The 20,320-nt window shown below is 38.5% G+C and carries 20 protein-coding genes; 16 read left to right on the top strand and 4 right to left on the bottom strand.

All coding sequences use genetic code 11. The annotated features are described in order from the left end of the window. Positions 1 to 130: 130 nt before the first annotated feature. The 3 genes from ACLBWE_RS15540 to ACLBWE_RS15530 are packed head-to-tail and all read right to left on the bottom strand — an operon-like array spanning position 131 to position 1,882. Positions 131 to 625 carry a GNAT family N-acetyltransferase gene (locus ACLBWE_RS15540; RefSeq protein ID WP_447603910.1) on the bottom strand — a complete coding sequence of 165 codons (495 nt, stop codon included), beginning with the start codon at positions 623 to 625 and terminating at the stop codon, positions 131 to 133. Positions 626 to 635: 10 nt separating this feature from the next. Further along, positions 636 to 1,196, bottom strand: coding sequence for a shikimate kinase (locus tag ACLBWE_RS15535; RefSeq protein ID WP_447603908.1), 561 nt, complete (start codon positions 1,194 to 1,196; stop codon positions 636 to 638). Between the two features lie 32 nt (positions 1,197 to 1,228). After that, entirely contained in the window at positions 1,229 to 1,882 is a 654-nt protein-coding gene (locus ACLBWE_RS15530; protein WP_424607358.1) for an NUDIX hydrolase, read from the bottom strand. A 143-nt stretch (positions 1,883 to 2,025) separates the two neighbouring features. Between ACLBWE_RS15530 and ACLBWE_RS15525 the strand changes: the two genes are divergently transcribed. The 8 genes from ACLBWE_RS15525 to ACLBWE_RS15490 all read left to right on the top strand — a co-directional run bounded on the left by ACLBWE_RS15525 (position 2,026) and on the right by ACLBWE_RS15490 (position 9,318). Beyond that, positions 2,026 to 2,778: an aspartate/glutamate racemase family protein gene (locus ACLBWE_RS15525; RefSeq protein WP_447603906.1), complete on the top strand. Its 753-nt coding sequence runs from the start codon at positions 2,026 to 2,028 to the stop codon at positions 2,776 to 2,778. Between the two features lie 136 nt (positions 2,779 to 2,914). Beyond that, positions 2,915 to 3,901 carry a quinone oxidoreductase family protein gene (locus ACLBWE_RS15520; RefSeq protein WP_447603904.1) on the top strand — a complete coding sequence of 329 codons (987 nt, stop codon included), beginning with the start codon at positions 2,915 to 2,917 and terminating at the stop codon, positions 3,899 to 3,901. An 11-nt stretch (positions 3,902 to 3,912) separates the two neighbouring features. Next, positions 3,913 to 4,761, top strand: coding sequence for a TauD/TfdA dioxygenase family protein (locus tag ACLBWE_RS15515; protein ID WP_004643366.1), 849 nt, complete (start codon positions 3,913 to 3,915; stop codon positions 4,759 to 4,761). 58 nt (positions 4,762 to 4,819) lie between these two features. Then, a complete protein-coding gene (locus tag ACLBWE_RS15510; RefSeq protein WP_304396032.1) occupies positions 4,820 to 5,872 on the top strand; it encodes a BKACE family enzyme in 1,053 nt (350 codons plus the stop codon). Between the two features lie 117 nt (positions 5,873 to 5,989). Next, positions 5,990 to 7,339, top strand: coding sequence for an MFS transporter (locus ACLBWE_RS15505; protein WP_447603901.1), 1,350 nt, complete (start codon positions 5,990 to 5,992; stop codon positions 7,337 to 7,339). After that, entirely contained in the window at positions 7,336 to 7,992 is a 657-nt protein-coding gene (locus tag ACLBWE_RS15500) for a DsbA family oxidoreductase (protein ID WP_447603899.1), read from the top strand. The genes ACLBWE_RS15505 and ACLBWE_RS15500 overlap by 4 nt, the downstream gene beginning before the upstream one ends. 14 nt (positions 7,993 to 8,006) lie before the next feature. Further along, complete coding sequence (locus ACLBWE_RS15495; RefSeq protein WP_447603960.1) at positions 8,007 to 8,315, top strand: Rieske (2Fe-2S) protein; 309 nt, start codon at positions 8,007 to 8,009, stop codon at positions 8,313 to 8,315. Next, positions 8,308 to 9,318 carry a YeiH family protein gene (locus tag ACLBWE_RS15490; protein ID WP_004643359.1) on the top strand — a complete coding sequence of 337 codons (1,011 nt, stop codon included), beginning with the start codon at positions 8,308 to 8,310 and terminating at the stop codon, positions 9,316 to 9,318. The genes ACLBWE_RS15495 and ACLBWE_RS15490 overlap by 8 nt, the downstream gene beginning before the upstream one ends. Positions 9,319 to 9,427: 109 nt before the next feature. Here the strand turns inward: ACLBWE_RS15490 and ACLBWE_RS15485 are convergent, their stop codons facing one another. Beyond that, entirely contained in the window at positions 9,428 to 10,438 is a 1,011-nt protein-coding gene (locus ACLBWE_RS15485; RefSeq protein WP_003652537.1) for an AraC family transcriptional regulator, read from the bottom strand. Positions 10,439 to 10,728: 290 nt separating this feature from the next. On the opposite strand from ACLBWE_RS15485, the gene ACLBWE_RS15480 reads away from it, so the two are divergent. From ACLBWE_RS15480 to ACLBWE_RS15445, 8 genes are all read left to right on the top strand, one after another. Beyond that, on the top strand, positions 10,729 to 11,334 hold the full coding sequence (locus ACLBWE_RS15480) for an RBBP9/YdeN family alpha/beta hydrolase (RefSeq protein WP_447603896.1): 606 nt from the start codon (positions 10,729 to 10,731) through the stop codon (positions 11,332 to 11,334). A 102-nt stretch (positions 11,335 to 11,436) separates the two neighbouring features. Further along, complete coding sequence (locus ACLBWE_RS15475; protein WP_447603959.1) at positions 11,437 to 13,266, top strand: DUF1302 domain-containing protein; 1,830 nt, start codon at positions 11,437 to 11,439, stop codon at positions 13,264 to 13,266. Positions 13,267 to 13,336: 70 nt separating this feature from the next. Then, positions 13,337 to 13,747 (top strand): PH domain-containing protein, encoded by a 411-nt coding sequence (locus ACLBWE_RS15470; protein ID WP_447603894.1) that lies wholly within the window; start codon positions 13,337 to 13,339, stop codon positions 13,745 to 13,747. 70 nt (positions 13,748 to 13,817) lie between these two features. After that, positions 13,818 to 15,191, top strand: coding sequence for a PQQ-dependent sugar dehydrogenase (locus ACLBWE_RS15465; RefSeq protein ID WP_447603892.1), 1,374 nt, complete (start codon positions 13,818 to 13,820; stop codon positions 15,189 to 15,191). A 177-nt stretch (positions 15,192 to 15,368) separates the two neighbouring features. Then, positions 15,369 to 16,646: a salicylate 1-monooxygenase gene (gene salA / locus ACLBWE_RS15460; RefSeq protein WP_447603890.1), complete on the top strand. Its 1,278-nt coding sequence runs from the start codon at positions 15,369 to 15,371 to the stop codon at positions 16,644 to 16,646. A 42-nt stretch (positions 16,647 to 16,688) separates the two neighbouring features. Further along, positions 16,689 to 18,044 (top strand): MFS transporter, encoded by a 1,356-nt coding sequence (locus tag ACLBWE_RS15455; protein WP_348948110.1) that lies wholly within the window; start codon positions 16,689 to 16,691, stop codon positions 18,042 to 18,044. A gap of 90 nt (positions 18,045 to 18,134) precedes the next feature. Beyond that, positions 18,135 to 19,025, top strand: a complete 891-nt coding sequence (locus tag ACLBWE_RS15450) for a LysR family transcriptional regulator (protein WP_447603888.1) — start codon at positions 18,135 to 18,137, stop codon at positions 19,023 to 19,025. A 133-nt stretch (positions 19,026 to 19,158) separates the two neighbouring features. Further along, on the top strand, positions 19,159 to 20,310 hold the full coding sequence (locus tag ACLBWE_RS15445) for a sterol desaturase family protein (RefSeq protein ID WP_005039565.1): 1,152 nt from the start codon (positions 19,159 to 19,161) through the stop codon (positions 20,308 to 20,310). Positions 20,311 to 20,320 lie beyond the last annotated feature (10 nt).

The raw sequence follows: 20,320 nt of genomic DNA, 5'->3' as shown, positions 1-20,320 counted from the left end.
GAGCTGGTCGTGAAGTTTGCGTGAATTCTTATGTTTTATGATTTGGGTTTAATGCTGGTTTCTTTGAGGCAAATAGATCTTCACTAACTTAAAGTTTTTTATAGTAATACTTTATTTTTTATCAAAGAAATTACAGATCTTTTTTGAAAAAGATAACATCCATATTCATGTAACTAGATGAGTTTGTTTTTTCAAAACCAAGTTTATTTAATAAGTTGTGGGCAGGTAAATTATGTTTTTCTGAAAAAGCGATCACATGCTTAAAGTTTCGATTTTTCATGTCTTCTAGTAACTTAAGTGAAGCTTCAACAATATAGCCTTTATTTCGTTCACTTTTAATAAGTCTAAAACCTAGCTCAGCTTCTGTTTTGCCATCAACCTCACAAGTTTCAAAACCACAATAACCAATAATTTTATGGGTATCTCTTAATACGATAGCCATTTTGCCAAAATTATGATTTTTATAGTGCTCTAAAATTTCTAAAAATCGGCTAGTTGCTGCTTCAATCGATAAAGCACCGTAGGGTGAAAAGGCCATAAAATCTTTGTTTTGAAACATCTCGATCATGATGGGTAAGTCTTTATCAAGGAATGGTTTTAAAATTAAGCGATCTGTCTCTAACATAGTGTTCTTATTAAATGGTTTGAAAAGTATTTTTATCTATAAAGATTTTTTTGAATAGCTCAAATGCTATCTTTAAAGGTTCTTCATTTGTTAAAATCCTTTGGCATTTTAAGTTTATATATAAAGGAAATCTGTTTCTAATTTTCTTTTCTTCATTCCCTGAAGAGCAATTTAAATACTCTCTTTGTAGTTGTCTTCTTACAATTTCCTTCACGCAAATTTCAAGCTCGAAAGAAGGTAAAAGTAAAAAGGTCAAAGAACTTTCTTCAATCTGAGTCTTTATCTCCTCATAACTATCCATAAGTTCATTAGGGTAAGTCATAAATCCTGATGAACATACAATTATATTTACAAGATCAGGGTTTAGAGTTGTTATTAAATTTCTATATAACTCAATGTTTTTAATAGCATATTCTTTATAACTATATTTAGCTATAAATTGAGAAATATCTCCTATTTTAAGCATAAAGTGCTCATCTAAATCATAATAAATAGCACCGAAATCTATAGCAAATTGTTTAGCAAGACTTGTTTTTCCAGCTCCACCCGGACCTATGAAATGTATAAGCAAGAGGCAACTTCCTTTATTAATTCAGCCTTATTTCACCAATAAATATAGTTTATGTTTTCACCAGAAATCTGTCTCATAGCTGCGATGAGTAATCTTTCAATTATCTTATCAAGAGCTAGATAATTTGGAGGAAAACTCTCTAACGTAATAACATCGGTACTTATTTCCCATAAGTTTTCTTTAACTCTCATACTCTTTTTTATTTGAATAGAATTTATTTTTTGTTGAAGTAAATCAATACAATCATTTATTGGAGCTTCTACAAATCCTACTATCTCATTATCTTTCGGCTTGAGCTCGGATAAATCAATATTTAAAGGCAATAAAAAGATATGTTGAAATTCATTTGCAATGTAATTTTCTGCTATATGGCAAGCCGTTTGTCGAATTCCAATAGAAATTAATTGATTAAATCTCACATCAATTCCTAATTCTTCTTGGCATTCTCTTATGCCATCTTCAATGGTTTCACCTGCCTCATAATGGCCGCCTACAGAGATATCAAGAAAACTTTTTCTGTCGAAAGTATAGTTATCAGAATTTTTTAGCTGAAAATAAACATATTGAGTTGATGGGTTGTATACAAGGCAAGTAAAAACCCTATGCCATAGTCCCAATTGATGCGCTAATTTTTTATCAATAACGCCCATGTATTCGTAATTATCATTAAATATATCAATATCCATGTTATTTTTTAATCGACTATAAAGTTTAAGAACATATTTTATGTGGTTTATAAGATAGAAATTAAAAGAAAGCAATTTTATTCTAGCTGCGCTTTACTCATAAGAGATATAGATTACATTTGAATAAATAGGAAGTTTAAATAATGAAAACAATTGGTTTATTAGGCGGAATGAGTTGGGAATCTACAGCGCTTTATTATCAACAAATTAATAAAATGGTTCACGGTAAATTAGGAAAATTGCACTCTGCTAAAGTAATTATTAATAGTGTTGATTTTGAAGAAATCGCAGCCTTGCAAGCGAAAGGCTTATGGCAAGAAGCTGGCGCATATTTAGCTGAGCAAGCACAAAACTTAGAAAAAGCTGGGGCAGATTGTATTTTGGTGTGTACTAACACAATGCACAAAGTTGCTGCACAGATTGAAGATTCAATTACGATTCCTTTCTTACACATCGCTGATGCAACTGCAAAAGAAATTTTGAGTCAAAACATTTGTAAAGTTGCACTGTTAGGAACAGCTTTTACAATGGAGCAAGATTTTTATAAAGCTCGATTGCAGGATTATGGAATTGATGTCGTTATTCCAAATGAAGCCGACCGAAAAATAGTTCATAACATCATTTATGAGGAACTGTGTTTAGGTGTGATCAACCCAGATTCACAGCAAAAGTACATAGCTATTGTAGAGAGACTCATAGCTGAAGGAGCAGAAGGAATTATCTTAGGTTGTACCGAAATTTGTATGTTGATTGGTGAGGTTGAGTTTTCGGTTCCTTTATTTGATACGACTGCCATTCATGCAAAAGAGGCGGTGAATTTTAGCTTAAATGAAAATAAAAATTCTAATAGCGCCAATCTACATAGGTCTGCTGCAATTGCTGGGAGTATTCTTTAGCAATATTTCAAATATCCTTTGTCATTAATCGTTAAGCCTGTGTCGTCAAATGTAAAGTGGCACATATCCTTCTTATTGTAGTTTTAGGTATTGCTTTTATAGGCACTTAATAAAAAACCAAAATATGGGATAGGACATGACGTTGACGAAAGCTATACGTTTCTATGGAACAGGAACGCCAGAAGTAATGCGCTATGAAGATGTAGAAGTAGGAGACCCAAAAGCAGGGGAAGTACGCCTACGTCATGTGGCAGTCGGTTTAAATTATGCCGATACATATTTCCGTAATGGAACGTATAAAATTCCAATGCCTAATGGCATGGGCGTCGAGGCTTCGGGTGTCGTCGAAGCATTAGGTGAAGGAGTAACTCACCTCAAAGTAGGTGATCGCGTCACCTATACAGGGTTTTTAAATACGTTAGGTGCATATAGCACCAACCGTCTAATTCCAGCAGATGCTTTAATTAAATTACCCGAAGAAATTTCTTGTGAAACAGCGGCAGCCATGACCATGCGAGGGTTGACCGCTGCTTATCTGATGCGCCGTATTTATAACTTTAAAGCAGGCGATTCAATTTTATTACATGCAGCCGCTGGTGGTGTTGGGCTGATCGTTTCTCAGTGGGCCAAATTACTTGGCTTGACCGTTATCGGTACCACATCTTCAGAAGAAAAAGCTGCCGTAGCAAGAGCTTATGGTTGTGATCATGTCATTAATTATAGCCATGAAAATGTTGCCGAACGTGTACGTGAGTTAACAGGTGGCGTTGGTGTAAATGTCGTTTTCGATAGTGTCGGTCAAGCTACTTTCATGAGCTCATTAGACTCCCTAAAACGCCGTGGTTTGCTGGTCTGCGTAGGTACGGCTTCGGGTCCAATCCCTGCTTTTGATCCGGTATTACTTGCAGTCAAAGGTTCATTGTTTGTGACTCGTCCAGCTTTGGCCGATTACATTGCAGATCCTGCCGAGAAAAAAGAACTGGCAAATGAATTATTTGATCACGTTCGACATGGACGAATCAAAATTGAAATTAATCAGCGCTATGAGCTAAAGGATGCCGTGCAAGCTCATCGTGATTTAGAAGCACGCAAAACAATAGGTTCATCAATTTTTGTAATTTGAAGGGATTTCTTATGCAAATTGAACAGCTAACTTGCAATATAGGTGCAGAGTTAAGTGGGGTAAAACTTGCTGATGCTATTTACGACGATGGTTTATTTTCTGAAATTCGCACTCAACTGCTTAAACATCGTGTTTTGTTCTTGCGAGATCAGCATTTAACCCGTCAGGATCATGTCGCATTTGCAGAAAAATTTGGACAGTTAGAAGATCATCCAGCGGTCGGAAGTCATCCTGACCATCCGGGTTTAGTACAGATTTATAAACACCCAGAAAGTCCAATCGATCGTTATGAAAATGCTTGGCACAGTGATGCGAGCTGGCGCAAAGTTCCACCCATGGGATGTGTTCTGCATTGTGTTGAATGTCCGCCTGTAGGTGGCGATACGATGTGGACCAATATGGTCATGGCCTATGAATCTTTACCTGAAGATATTAAGGATAAGATTGCAGACTTACGCGCTTACCACAGCATAGAAGCGAGTTTTGGTGCGGCCATGCCGCTTGAAAAGCGTTTGGACTTAAAAGCAAAGTTTCCCGATGCCGAGCACCCAGTGGTGCGTACTCATCCTGAAACGGGCGAGAAAATTTTATACGTCAACGCATTTACCACCCATTTCAGCAATTATCACACTAAAGAGCGGGTCAGATTCGGACAAGATGCCAATCCAGGCTCAGCCGAACTTTTACGTTATTTAATCTCTCAAGCCTATATTCCAGAGTTTCAAGTGCGCTGGCGTTGGAAGCCTAACAGTATTGCAATCTGGGATAACCGCAGTACACAACACTATGCCGTGATGGACTATCCGCCATGTCATCGAAAAATGGAACGGGCCGGCATTATTGGTGACGCAACCTATTAAATCTACAGATTAAAAAATTCTATCTGATTGAAAATTCATAAAATATAAGGAGATGCACATGCAATTCTTTGACGATTCTTTGCACCCAGAAAATATGGAAAAAGTGGTAATCACGGTTGCGCCGTATGGACCGGAATGGATGCCTGAAGACTTTCCCGAAGATATTCCTGTGACCATGGATGAGCAAATACAAAAAGCGGTTGAGTGTTATGAAGCGGGTGCTACGGTGCTGCATTTACATGTCCGTGAACTTGATGGCAAAGGCTCTAAACGCCTCTCAAAATTTAATGAACTCATCGCAGGTGTTCGTGAAGCTGTGCCTGACATGATTATTCAGGTAGGCGGTTCGATTTCATTTGCACCAGAGAGTGAAGGTGAGGCAGCTCTATGGCTAAGTGACGACACCCGACATATGTTGGCTGAACTTACACCAAAGCCCGATCAGGTCACGGTGGCAATTAACACCACACAAATGAATATTATGGAATTGCTCTATCCTGAATATTTAGAAGGGACTTCATTGGCACATCCGGCGACTCAGGCGGCATATGCGGAGATGACCGTGCCAGCAGGGCCTGCATGGGTGGCCGAACATATTAAGCGCTTATGTAAAAACAATATTCAACCGCACTTTCAATTAACAGGAATGCACGGACTTGAAACTCTAGAACGTATGGTGCGTAAAGGGTTGTATATGGGGCCGTTAAACTTAACTTGGATTGGAATTGGTGGTGGTTTTGATGGTCCAAACCCATTTAATTTCTTTAATTTTATTCATCGCGTACCTGATGGATGTACTTTGACATCCGAATCTTTGCTCAAAAATGTATTGCCTTTTAACACCATGTCGATGGCAATGGGTTTACATGCTCGTGTTGGAAATGAAGACACGATCATTGATCATCACGGACGCCGTTTTTCATCTGTAGAGCAAATTAAGCAAACTGTTCGAATTGCCCATGAATTAGGTCGTGAAATTGCCTCAGGAAAGGAAGCTCGTGAAATTTATCGTATTGGGGTGCAATACAACAGTATCGAAGAAACCCTAATCGCAAATGGTATGGCACCCAACCGTAAAGTAGGGCAAAAAGGCGTTCCTCAGCGTAACTAATGTGACAAGGTCTAATGGAATTTAGACCTCAATTGTAGTGCAGCTTATTTGCATTGATTTTAAAGACGCAATGCTGCACTAGCTAAATAGAAATTATAAAAAATACAAGGAGGTCTTATGAATGCGCATCAGTATTCAGATCAGATGAGCGATGTTGATACGTCAATCAGTATACCTCGTCGTTATGCATGGCTTGTTTTTGCTTTGACATTTGGCTTGCTCATTTCCGATTACATGTCACGGCAAGTATTAAACGCTGTCTTTCCATTGCTTAAAACTGAATGGTTACTGAGTGATAGTCAACTAGGTTTGCTCAGTGGCATTGTCGCCTTAATGGTAGGTTTATTGACTCTGCCGTTATCTTTATTAGCAGACCGTTTTGGACGAGTTAAAAGCTTGGCCATTATGGCGGCATTATGGAGTTTGGCGACTTTAGGGTGTGCACTGGCTGAAAACTATGAGCAAATGTTTATTGCTCGTTTTATGGTTGGTGTGGGTGAGGCAGCTTATGGCAGTGTTGGTATTGCAGTGGTTGTTGCTGTTTTCCCTAGAGAAATGCGTGCAACACTCGCAAGTGCTTTTATGGCTGGCGGTGTATTCGGTTCATTTTTGGGTATGGCTCTAGGTGGTGTTCTGGCACAGCACTTTGGCTGGCGTTGGGCTTTTGGCGCCATTGCTTTATTTGGCCTCATTTTAGCTTTTCTATATCCAGTTCTAGTCAAAGAAAAAAGAATAGCTTCTTCACATCAAAATAAAAATCGTAGCAAAACCCTGCACATTCAAAGCCCTTTAAAAACTTTATATTCAAGTCGTTCAGTTATTGCCACTTACATTGGTAGTGGCTTGCAATTATTTGTTGGCGGCACAGTCATTGTCTGGATGCCGAGTTATCTCAATCGCTATTACGGCATGAGTACCGACACAGCAGGCGTAATGGCAGCGGTCATTGTACTGTGTAGTGCAGTAGGCACAATTCTATGCGGCATGTTATGTGATTATTTGGGCCGTAATTGTCCTGATCGTAAGGTCAGTTTAGCTATTACATACTGCTTGGTCAGTTGTGTACTTTTATTAATTGCTTTTGCTGTGCCTACGGGACGTAGTCAATTACTTCTCATTTGCCTTGGAATGTTTATTGCCCTAGGAACCAATGGCCCATCTAGTGCCATGGTGGCCAATCTCACACATAACTCAGTTCATGGTTCTGCTTTTGCAACGCTCACCTTGGCTAATAATTTTCTTGGCTTAGCTCTTGGTCCTCTGGTCGTTGGCAAAATATCTGATGTGATTGGATTACATAGCGCATTTCAACTGATGCCATTGGTCAGTATTGCAGCCGCAGCCGTATTTTTTTATGCCAAACGCCATTACCACAAAGATATTGCACGCTTTGAGCAGCAAGGAATGACTGAGTTTAAAAATCACTCAAGTAACCAAATACAAAAATGCGGGATGAATAACAAATGATGATTCGGCAATTACACATTGATGTATTTTTTGATTTTATTTGTCCTTGGTGTTTGATCGGAAAACGTCAGTTACTGATCGCTATAAATAGATTTTATCAGCTTCACCCTAGCGTCAAAGTTGTCGTGCATTGGCGAGGTGTTCAGCTCATACCGGACTTGGCAGTTGAAGGTGTACCTTTTCAAACGTTTTATTTGAAAAGATTAGGTAGCTTGACAGCAGTTCGCATGAGACAGGAACAAGTCAATAAAGCCGCAAATAAAGTTGGACTCAAGATCGATTTTGAACAAATTAAACGTATGCCAAATACAGCTAAGGCTCATCGCTTATTTGATAAAGCTTTAAAGATAGGCACTCCTGAGCAGTGCAATATGCTGTTAGAACAACTCTTTGCCGCATATTTTTATGATGGCTTAGACATTGGAAATACCACCACTTTATACAAAATCGCGAAACGTTGTGGCTTCTCACCTGAGCTAATCAAAAATTTACTTATTCAAGATCATCAAGATTTTATCTCTGCAAGTACAGGCGGTAATGGTGTGCCTTACTTTATTTTTGATCGGGCTTCTGCATTAGTTGGAGCGCAATCAGCAGATACACTTTATCAAGCGATGCATGAGGCACTTGTTGTTCAGGGAGAATTAATGTGACTACTCGATTTGAAGTGCCCCTAGACAAAATACCGAATTCAGGCGAACGGGCTTTTTTAAAAGTCGGAGATAAAACTCTTGCGCTATTTAATATTGCGACTCAATTTTATGCAATCGATGACAGTTGTCCTCATCAGGGCGCATCACTATTTAGTGGACGTTTGGAAGGACGGGTGATTCAGTGCTGTGCCCATGGTCTACGCTTTGATTTAACAAATGGCTGTTTAGTTAATTCTTCTCAGCTCAAAGTTGCAACCTATCCCGTAGAAATTGTTAATGAAAAGATATTTATTGTGATGGGTTCTGGGGAAAATCATGGCTAGTTTAGTTTTGAAAAATTTTACCCAGCGTACAAGAGAATTAGCACCAGGCTTTGTGGTCAGTTCGGTCGTTGCTGCTGCTGCCTGTTTTTTATCTGAGCACTATGGTGCCCCAGTCATGTTATTTGCCTTACTGCTAGGTATGAGTCTAAATTTTTTAGCAGCCGAAAGTAAATGTAAGGTAGGTATCGAATTCACCGCACGTACTGTGCTCCGAATGGGTATTGCCTTACTAGGCATGCGTATAACTTTAGGACAAATCACTGCACTAGGGTGGCAGCCTGTAGCCTTAGTCATAACTCTGGTTATTGTAACAATCGCCGTTTCAGTGATTGCAGCTAAAATTTTAGGTTTCCAAAGGTTATTTGGTATGTTGACTGGTGGATCAACCGCAATTTGTGGTGCTTCAGCTGCGCTAGCATTGTCAGCTGCCTTTCCTAATCATCCACAAAAAGAAAAAGCGACCTTGTTTACAGTCATTGGGGTCTCTGCACTTTCAACATTAGCTATGATTGTCTATCCAATGATTGCGAAGTGGTTAGAGCTATCGCCACAAGCTGCGGGTGTCTTTCTTGGAGCTACCATTCATGATGTAGCACAAGTGGTGGGAGCTGGTTATAGCATGTCTACCGAAACAGGTGATACTGCGACTGTGGTTAAGCTCATGCGTGTAGCAATGTTACTTCCAGTGATTGTTTGTGCAGCCATGATTACCCGCATGCAAGGTGCAGATACAATGGGGGAGCGTCCACCATTACTACCTTGGTTTGCAGTTGGCTTTTTAATACTCGCTTGTATTAACAGTACAGGATGGGTGCCAGCGATGGTTCAAAATGGCATAAACGATTTATCACGCTGGTTTTTAGTCATCGCAATTAGTGCTTTAGGAATGAAAACTCAATTAAAAGAATTAGCTTCTGTTGGGATTAAACCAATTCTTCTCATGGTCGGTGAAAGCATATTTTTAGTGGTATTAGTCTTAGCATTAATGCACTTTTGGTTTTAACTTAATTTTAAATCTTTAGAGGAGGTTTTGGGTTATTCACAAAACTTCTTCTTTTATTTAAAGCTGCGTTTGAATCAATTCATCTTCTTTACTCTAAATACACACGTGCTTAATTCAGTAGCGATTTGTTATGACTACGCCACATATTCGGTGACATCCCAAATTGACTAATGAACCAACGAGTAAAAGAACTCGGCATTGAGTAACCTAAAATATCAGACACTTGAGCGAGTGAATAATTTAGATTTTTTAAATAGCGAAATACTAGATCTTTACGTACTTCATTGATTAAATCACTAAAACTCGTCTGCGCCTCTTCTAATCGACGCTGTAAGGTCCGGACATGAATACCATGTGTTTGAGCGACTTGATCAATCGTAGCGCGGCCCATTGGTAAAAGAAGATAAATACTTTTACGAATATCAAAAATCATGGTCGATTCATTACTATTCTGTAAAATATCTAAATAACGTTGTGCATGGTTGGCCATAGCCAGATTTGCTTGAGGATTAGTTGTATCAAGTTCGGCTGCGGTACAAACAATGCCATTAAAGTCACTGCCAAATTCTAAGGCACAGCCAAAAATCCGCCGATGGAGGGTTAAATCACTTGGTGGATTATGGGTGAAGTGAACACTTAATGGTCGCCATTTTTGCATCATGAGTGCTGCACAAAAACGATGAGTGATCCCTAAAGCAAGTTCGGTTGCTTGGCGACTATACCCGCAAGTTGTTGTCACAACTTCTTCTCGAATAACTACTGTATCGTCAATTTCTTCTATATATATTTCAAGTGAGTTATTGAGTAAATTCCTATAACGAACAATCGTTTGTAGTGCTTCTCTCAAAGTATATTGGTAACTTAATAATAGGCTCAGTTCACCAAAATCCGCGATTTCGCGTTGCTCTGCCATATGTAAACCGAAAACATCGCAACTACTCATTTGGGCTGAGTCTTCAAGCAAGGTAATGGCTTTATCTACAGGAATACGTTGTTTGAGATCATTCAATTGAGTTTGGCTAAGACCAACACGTGATAACAAATGGTAGGGGTTAATATCGAATTGTTGAGCAACTGCCAAATAATTTTTTAAAGAGGCCGTATGCGCAAGAGGTACCATTTTATTATCTCCTTGTTCTTAATCAGCCATATTCCTTACGGCTCATCTTTACTTATAACCAAAATATACACATTACAAAAGCTTTTATTTAAGAGCTTAACTGTTAAGTACGCTTAATTTGAAACTTCTTGTTTTAACTTAATTGTAATTACAAAAATTATTTAATGAATTTACGAAATTTTAAAAAGATGTGTCGTCAAATGAAAAGTCCGTGACGCCTTATGTACACCATTAACTGAAATGAGCCTTTATTGTGAATGGAGTTTTATAAAAATCCTTATGCATCCTAGATGGCAAAGTTCACAGGCGTCAAAATGGAAAAAATACAAACCAACGCAACAATTTTAATTATTCCGGGATTACGCGACCACGTTCCCGAGCATTGGCAAACGATTTTAGAGACAAGGCTAGCGAAGGTTCGCTCTGTACCGCCTGTACAAACCAATAAACTCAATTGTGAAAATAGAGTTGCTGCCATACAAGCACAACTCGAAAAAATAAACGGACCTGTCATTTTGGTTGCACACAGCGCGGGTGTGCTGATGACTATACACTGGGCTGCCAAACATCAACGACTAATTCAAGGTGCTCTACTTGTTGCTCCACCTGACTTAAACGAAAGTTGGCCTGAAAATTATCCGAGCCCAGCCGTACTTCATCAAGAAGGATGGAGCCCTTTACCTCAGCAAAAGTTACCTTTCCCTAGCATTTTGGTTGCAAGCACCAATGACCATTTAGCTCGCTATGAAGCTGTAAGTGATATGGCAGAAAAATGGGGTAGTCAACTCGTAAATTTAGGTGCGGTGGGACATTTAAACCCTGCATCTGGCTTTGGGTATTGGCCCTTAGCTGAGCAATTTATTCAACAGTTAGATCAGGTGGGACAACCTGCGTAGTACGAAAAAACATCTGCTTATATAAACCATTTAAAAGCCAATGGATGGCTTTGAGTAATAAGCAATAAATAAGAACAATCATATTTATAGGGAGATAATATGATGAGGCATTACGTATATTTAAATCAAACAAACCAACATATTTTATATATTCAAAAAATAGGTGTTTCATTAAGTCTGATTTTATTCATGTCTAAAGCGAATGCAGCTAGTTTTGATGTTGATAAAGACTGGAAGTTCGATACAAAAACGACATTAAGCTTAGGTGCCAGTTGGAGTACACAAGATCCATCCGTTTCATTACTTTATCGGCCTGATGCAAACAAAATTGGTAAACAAGGCTCAAGCATTGATGTGAATGGTGATGATGGGCGCATGAATTTTAGTAAATATGACACTATCTCACAGATTATCAGAGGCATAACCGAAGTTAAGCTAAATGGAAAACAGCAGGGTGCGGTCATTAGCACTAAATATTGGTATGACCATGCCTATGAGACAGGAGAAGGAGACTTTAAACCCTTTAATGATTCAGCGTGGCCAAGGCTCGCAAAGTTCAAAGAAATTGATTTATGGAATGCCTATATATGGAAAGATTTTGAACTTAACGATGGACGAACCATAAATTTAAAATTAGGCAAACAGACTTTAAATTGGGGGAAATCTCAGTTTTTCCAAAACGGTTTAAACTCGGTGAGTGCATTTGATTTTGCTGCAATCAACCGACCGGCTGGTGATGCAAAAGAAAGAATCATTCCAACTGAAATGTTTTCATTCGATACAAGCATTAATAAAAATCTGAAAATAGAAGGATTCTATCAATTTAAATTTAGGCCTTCAGTTGTTGATGGCAGCGGGACTTTCTTTGAGATTTCAGACTTTGTTCCCGAAAATGCGGGTCCAGTTCTGATTGCTGGAGGGGGTGATAAGTTATCTGATACGGCAGTGCGTTTAGGTAGTTATATTCCACGTGCAGAGAGCAGAAAAGCAAAGGACAATGGCCAATATGGTATTGCTTTAAAACAGACATTACCAAGTTTAAATAATGCTGAGTTAGGTATTTACTATGCGAATTATCATAGCCGTAATGCAAACTTTGATGGAACGGCAGTAACAGCAACAGGGCCAGAGCACTTTAATACCGCAAGTTATTTTTCTATTTATCCTGAAAATATCAAAATGTTTGGATTAAGTCTGACTGGTAAAGTTGGCACAACAACAGTTTTCAGTGAATTAACACACAAGCCCAATCAACCTTTGCAATTAAACGGTACAGATATTGTCTATGCTCAAGTGTTATCAGAAGGCACACCATTTGCGCCGCCGGGGGAAACTGTTCAATTAGGTCAATATATTCAAGGTTATGTACGCTTACCTGTAACACAATTTTCGGTCGGAGCAACTGACAGCATATTTAATATTTTGGGCGCAAATTCACTGACATGGTCTACAGAGTTTGCCTTAAATCATATTGCAGATATTGCTAATCATCGGATTGGCCGGACAGGAGCATTTGGTCGTAGTGAGCTTTCAACAGGTGCTTATAATCCAGAGACAGGAGCATTTAAATGTACGCCGTATGGTACAGCTCATCTTACAAATACAGAAATTGACAACTTAAATGAACGTTTTTGTAATAAAAAGGGATTTTTTAATGAATGGTCATTTGGTTACCGATTACGTGGCGCATTAAGCTATCAAGATATTTTACCTTCTACAGTTATTACTCCAAGTCTTAGTTTTCGACATGACGTTTATGGTTTTAGTCAAAACTTTCAAGAAGGGCAAATGAGTGTAAGTGCAGCGTTATCTATGACTTATCAGCAAAAGTATACAACTGAGATTGCCTATAATAACTTTTTTGGTTCTAATGAGTTTAGTACTATAGATGATCGAGATTTTATATCTTTAACATTTAAAGCTAATTTTTAGTTCAATTATTTTCTTAAAAAAATTATAGAAAGACCCGTTATAAATGAAATTTTAGAATGGAGGATAACTTTTGAAATTTAGATCAAAAATTGATTGGTGGATTTTATTAATATTTATTGTTATCACGGCCAATATCATTATGAAATTTTATGAAGCAAATCATCATTATTCTTTAGCTTCAAATTTTCCGCATCTTTTCATTTATAGTTTAATTATTTTTGTCATTTGGCTTCCAATTTTTAACACTTATTACGTAGTAGAAAATGACACATTAATTATTAAGAGCTTGGTATTCCGATGGAAAATTAATATTAATGATATTACTCAAATAGAACCTACTCATAATCCACTTTCATCTCCAGCGCTCTCATTAGATCGACTCAAAATTTATTATATGAAAAATGGAAAAATTACTTCAGTGATGATTTCGCCAAAAGATAAAGAACGTTTTTTTCAAGCCATAAACAAAAGACTCCATTAAAGTTGCTTGTTTAATTGCAAACATAAATTACGCTATTTCCATGATGACAAAAAATAAATGGAGATAACCCATGACGACACGTTTTTTACTGCCGATTTTTGGCACTACGGTTTTAATTACATTAGCTGGATGCGCTTCATCCTCTCAATATCCAATTACCGACAGTTATGGGCCAGATCCAAAACTTCCTGAGCCTAAATCAAGCCTATTACCAACCGTTAATATAGCTCCAGCAGAAGGCTGGCCGAGTGGGGTAATGCCAAAACCAGCGGAAGGTTTAAAGGTCAAAGCATTTGCCAAAGGACTTGAACACCCACGCTGGCTTTATGTATTACCAAATGGTGATGTATTGGTTGCTGAAACAGATGCCCCGCCTAAACCAGAAGACGGCAAAGGGATTAAGGGTAAAATTATGACTTTCGTGATGAGACGTGCAGGATCATCTCATCCGAGTGCCAACCGTATTAGTTTGCTTCGTGACACTAATGGAGACGGCGTGGCCGATCAGAAAACGGTATTTCTCAAAGATTTGAACTCACCATTTGGTATGGCACTAGTAGGTAATAATTTATATATCGCCAATACGGATGCACTTGTGCGTTTTCCTTATCAAGAGGGCGAAACTCAAATTACAGCAAGTGGAACCAAAGTATTGGACTTACCGGGCGGTCCTTTAAATCACCACTGGACCAAAAATGTGATCGCTAACCCAGCAGGGAGTAAGCTGTACATTACTGTTGGTTCTAACAGTAATGTTGCTGAAAATGGTATGGATAAAGAAAAAGGTCGCGCACAAATTATGGAGTTTGATATTGCAAGTGGTCAGTCACGTCCATTTGCAACGGGACTACGTAATCCGAATGGTATGGCTTGGCAACCTCAAAGCGGCAAACTTTGGACGGTTGTTAATGAGCGCGATGAAATTGGCAGTGATTTAGTACCTGACTATATGACTTCGGTTCAAGACGGTGCTTTTTATGGCTGGCCTTATAGTTACTATGGTCAACATGTAGATGTACGAGTAAAACCACAAAATCCTGAACTGGTCGCACGTGCAATTAAACCTGACTATGCGCTAGGTAATCACACAGCCTCTTTAGGTCTTGCATTCTATGCAGCTGAACTCATGCCGCAATTTAGAGGAGGTGCATTCATTGGTCAGCATGGTTCATGGAACCGTAAACCGCACAGTGGTTATAAAGTAGTTTATGTACCATTTAGAAGTGGTCAACCATCTGGTCCTCCACAAGATGTTTTAACAGGGTTTTTAAGTGATAAAGGCAAAGCTTATGGGCGCCCTGTAGGTGTGGCAATTGATTTCTCGGGCGCCGTGTTAGTTGCAGATGATGTTGGCAATACCATTTGGCGCGTTTCACCAGTTGCTGAGACGACTTATGAAGCTCCAATGAAATATGCTACTGGAACCCCGCCAGGCACACCATAAAGTGTATTAACGATCATTTATTAGCATGGGCGGCCTTTAAGCTTTATAGAGGCTCGTCCAACTGGCTATTATTTAATTTTTAAATAATTGAACGAAAAAAATACTAATTGGACTTTATAAGCCAACTTCTCAAAAATGAATATGTGAAAACAACAATGATGTTTAAGGATAAAACACATGAATACACATATTCGAATTGCCGTGGTTGGTGGCGGTATTGCTGGTCTGGCATTAGCAAGTAATTTAAGTAAACACGCTCATTTAGATGTCCAAATGTTTGAATCCGCACCTCAGTTTTCTGAAATTGGGGCAGGGATTTCTTTTGGTGCTAATGCAGTCAAAGCGATTGAACTGCTAGGTTTAGCCAACGAATATCACGCAATTGCAGATAAGGTATCTGCACCATTTCAAGATGTTTGGTTTCAATGGCGTAATGGTTATACCGATGAATATTTATCTGCATCGGTAGCGACAGGTGTAGGACAGTCTTCTGTTCATCGTGCAGACTTTCTAGATGCAATTATTCCTCACATGCCTACGCAAAATGTCCACTTTTCTAAACGACTTGAGTCTATTGAAGAACAAGAAGATCAAGTCATTTTACATTTCAATGATGGCAGTCGGCACGAATGTGATTATTTGATTGGGGCTGATGGTATTCGCTCTGTTGCTCGCCAATATGTTTTAGCTACTCATCATTTACCACCTGTTCATCCACGCTTTTCAGGAACTTGGGCATATCGTGGCATCATTTCACATGCTTCATTTAAAGAAGCTTTGCAGCAAATGCAAGGTGATACAGACCTAGCTGATATTCCACAAATGTTATTGGGTAAAGATAAGCATATTTTGACGTTCCCAATTCGTAAGGGTGAGCAAATCAATATTGTTGCCTTTTGCTCAAATCGTGAAGATATGATACTACCAACAGATACGCCGTGGACACGTCCTGTCGATAAAGCTCAAATGCTTTCTGATTTTTCAGACTGGAGCGAAAGTTGCCAAACATTACTGGGTTTAATTGAGCAACCCACCATTTGGGCCTTACATGAAATTGAGGAGCTTTCGACTTATCAAAGTGCCTCGGGTCACGTGATTCTCATGGGCGATGCTGCACATGCCATGTTACCTCACCAAGGTGCAGGAGCAGGCCAAGGTCTTGAAGATGCATTAATCCTTGTGGCCTTATTGTCGACAAAAAACTTACAAGCAGATCAGTTAACCGATGTGTCTTCAATATATGAAAAGCTCCGTTTAAAACGTGCTTGTCGTGTTCAGCAAACCTCTCGTGAGTCTGGCGAAATTTATGAGTGTTATTCAACTCAGTACCCAACGTTTGCAGAAATTGGCGAGCACCTTGAACATCGTTTTGACTGGTTGTGGCAACACGATTTAGAGCAAGATGTTACGGATGCACAGCAACAATTAAAACAGCTAGGAATGGCGACTATTTAAATCATGTGATGCTTTATAAACAATTTGCTAAGGAAAGCAATTATGGAAAAACTAAATGCAAATCAATTGATTGATGAAGCAAAATTAACGCCATTGCATTGGCGAGTGATTTTGCTGAGTGCACTTATTATTATTTTTGATGGGTATGATCTGGTCATTTACGGTGTTGCATTACCTAAGCTCATGCAGCACTGGCAGTTAGATAGTATGACTGCTGGGCTTTTAGGTAGTGTTGCACTATTTGGCATGATGTTTGGTGCAATGCTGTTTGGAAGTTTAGCGGACAAATTAGAATCTTATGGCTTTAGCCGTAAACGCCTTATTATGTTATGCATCATGATTTTCAGCGGTTTTACTGTGTTATGCGGTCTTGCCGATAGTCCAAAAGCGTTTGCAATATACCGTTTCATTGCGGGTTTAGGTTTAGGCGGCGTAATGCCCAACGTTATTGCCCTAATGACAGAATATGCCCCCAAAAAGTTAAGATCTACATTAGTTTCACTGATGTTTAGTGGCTACGCCATTGGGGGTATGGGCTCGGCACTTTTAGGCATGTGGTTGGTGCCTAGTTTTGGTTGGCAAATCATGTTTATTTTGGCAGGTATTCCGTTGGTTCTATTACCGATTATTTGGAAATATTTACCCGAATCGATTGATTATCTAATTCGCCAGAAGAAATGGGATGAGGTACGACATTTACTTCAACAATTGGCCCCAGAACAAAATATAAGTGTTCAGACCAATATTGTTTTACACCAGGAAAACCAACAAGTTGCTGCTCGTCCTTTGGTTGCCTTGTTTACTGAAAATCGTGCCCTAGTTACCATCTTTTTTTGGCTCAGTGTCTTTATGGCTTTACTTATGGTGTATGCCCTAGGTAATTGGATACCAAAGTTAATGGTAGAAGCAGGCTACGATCTATCAACCAGTTTGGTATTTTTACTGGCATTAAATTTAGGGGGAATGCTGGGTGCAATTGGTGGTGGTTTCTTTGCTGATCGTTTTCATTTAGGTAAAGTCATTTGTTCACTATTCTTAGCGGGTGCAATTTCACTTTACTTATTAAGCTATGCGTTACCTATGGTTATTTTATATCTCTGCATTGCTGTTGCAGGTGCAGCTTCTATTGGAGGGCAAATTTTATTACTGGCTTATATGGCTCAGTTTTATCCTTCCCCAATTCGTAGTACAGGCATTGGTATGGCCTTAGGCGTGGGGCGTATTGGCGCTATTCTGGGACCGATTTTGTGTGGTTGGCTTTTAAGTTTGCATTTACCAATTGAATATAATTTTATTGCTCTAGCCATTCCGTGTGTGCTGGCAACCTTAAGTGTTATTGCCATAAGTATTTGTAATCGAACCAAGCGTGTAATGCTAAATTCAAGCATATCCCCATAAGTGTTAAGCATTTTTTATCCCGATAAAACAAACTAAACTCTAAACAAAGAAGCTAAAGTCTTTGTTTAGAGTATTTAAAGGATCAGAACCATGGATTTAGGTTTGATTAAAGTTTTTGTCTGTATTTATGAATCTCGTCATATTAGTAAAGCTGCTGATAAATTAAATTTGAGTCAGCCTTCGGTGACTTATAATTTGAACCGATTACGCCGTCAGTTGAATGATGAGTTATTTACCAGAAGTCGAGGAGGAGTGGAGCCAACAAAAGTTGCACATGAACTCTATCCAATTTTCCATCAAGCGATTTTTAATATTGAATCGGCGATTGCTCAAGCACAGGAATTTCATCCTGAAAACTCAAATAAAACTTTCCGAATTGGACTGTCCGATGCAGGTGAAATTTGTCTATTGCCTAGTCTTATGGCTTTTTTGCAAAAAGCAGCCCCACATATTCAAATTGAAATTGAAGAGATTCGATCAGATAAGGTTGAGCAGTGGCTCATTGATGGTTTTTTAGATCTGGCTGTCTTTAATAGTACGCAGACAATAATGCCGAAAATAGAAACACGTACTCTATTTGAAGAAAGATATGTATGTATTGCCAGAGCTGACCATCCGAGGCTACAACAGCAACTGACTTTAGAGCAATATTTGCAAGAAGATCATGTTGCCATTAAATCATCGACAGGGCATATCCAAGTTGAGCAATATTTAAAAACAATGGATTTGAAGCGACATATTCGTTTAGAAGTCCCGCATTTTAGTGTTTTGCAAGGCGTTTTACAGAGTTCAGATATGTTGGTGACATTACCGTCACGAGCAGCTCGACATTATCTCGCTCATGGTAATGTCCAAATGTTTGAATTACCTTTCGCTATGGATTCTTTTAAAGTGAGCTTGAACTGGTTTAATCGTAGTGATGATATTATTGCCAGAAAATGGCTGATTCAATCTGTCGGTCAAATATTTGAAGTTTTATAAGAACTATTTATAGCTATTTAAAATTTCATTTTCAGATTAAGGGCTTGATCTGAGAAGTTAAAGTTCTTTCCAATTTATTATTAAATTTTGATAGCATTCGCTACATACACAATAAGAACTGTTGATACGAATTATGACTGATCAATTAAGGGCAAAATTTGAAAATTTAGAACTTAACGCAGGTTTAGGGAAAATCAGCGCCTTTATTTCAATGTCACTCAGCTTACTTTGCTTATTTGGTGCTTTATGTTTTTTATTTCCCAGTGTATTAACGACACCAGAACTTCGTCCTCTTTACGCAAAGCACTATAATCTTTTCTATTATGGTTTGATCACTGGCATTGTGATTAGTGCTGGTTTTGGTGCATTTAGCGCGATTGTTCGTCAAAACCGATATGGGTTCTACGGGCTATGTTTTTCACTTGTGGCAGCAGTTTTGGGTTGCGGCGTAATTGAAGCACCAGTTTTACCAAGTGTACCGTTTTATGCAGGTATCGATTATTTTGTACTGACCCTATTCATTTTAGCTTTTGTCTTTATTCCGCTTGAAGGTTTTTTTGCTAAAAATCCTGAACAAAAAATATTAAGAGTCGGTTGGGTGACCGATATGAAATATTTCATGGTTAGCCATGTTGGGATTCAACTATTCAGCTTTTTAACGGTTATGCCAATTCAATATTGGATTACGCACCTGCCTGATAACCCGATTGTGCCTTATGTACAAGCTCAACCAATTTGGCTTCAATTTATTGAGTTACTGATTGTGGTGGATTTTACGGTGTATTGGTTGCACCGCGCTATGCATGAGGTTAATTTCTTATGGCGCTTTCATGCGATTCATCATTCGACTGAATATATGGATTGGTTAGCATCTTCTCGTTTACATGTAATTGAAGTATTAATGACTCGCTTTATTGCGACTTTACCGATTTTCCTGTTGGGTTTTCATACTTCGGCTGTTTTTGCTTATTTAGTTTTTATTTCATTTCACGCTATTTTTATTCATTCCAATGTACGTTTTCGCTTTCCATATTTACGCTGGATTATTGCAACACCAGAATTCCACCATTGGCATCATTCTTCAGAAAAACCAGCTATTGATAAAAATTACGCTGCTTTTATCCCACTCTATGATGTTATTTTTAAAACTGTCTATATGCCAAGCCACTTAGCAAGTGTATATGGAACAGTTGGCTATAAAATTCCAAATAGTTTTGTGAAACAATTTACTTGGCCTTTTAAAAAGTATGTAAAGCGGTTTTTAAAACCTTGGCGTGATCAGTAAATCTTAAGTT

It is taken from the genome of Acinetobacter sp. M5A5_2a, assembly GCF_053345265.1.
This window is presented reverse-complemented; position numbering and strand designations above follow the sequence as displayed.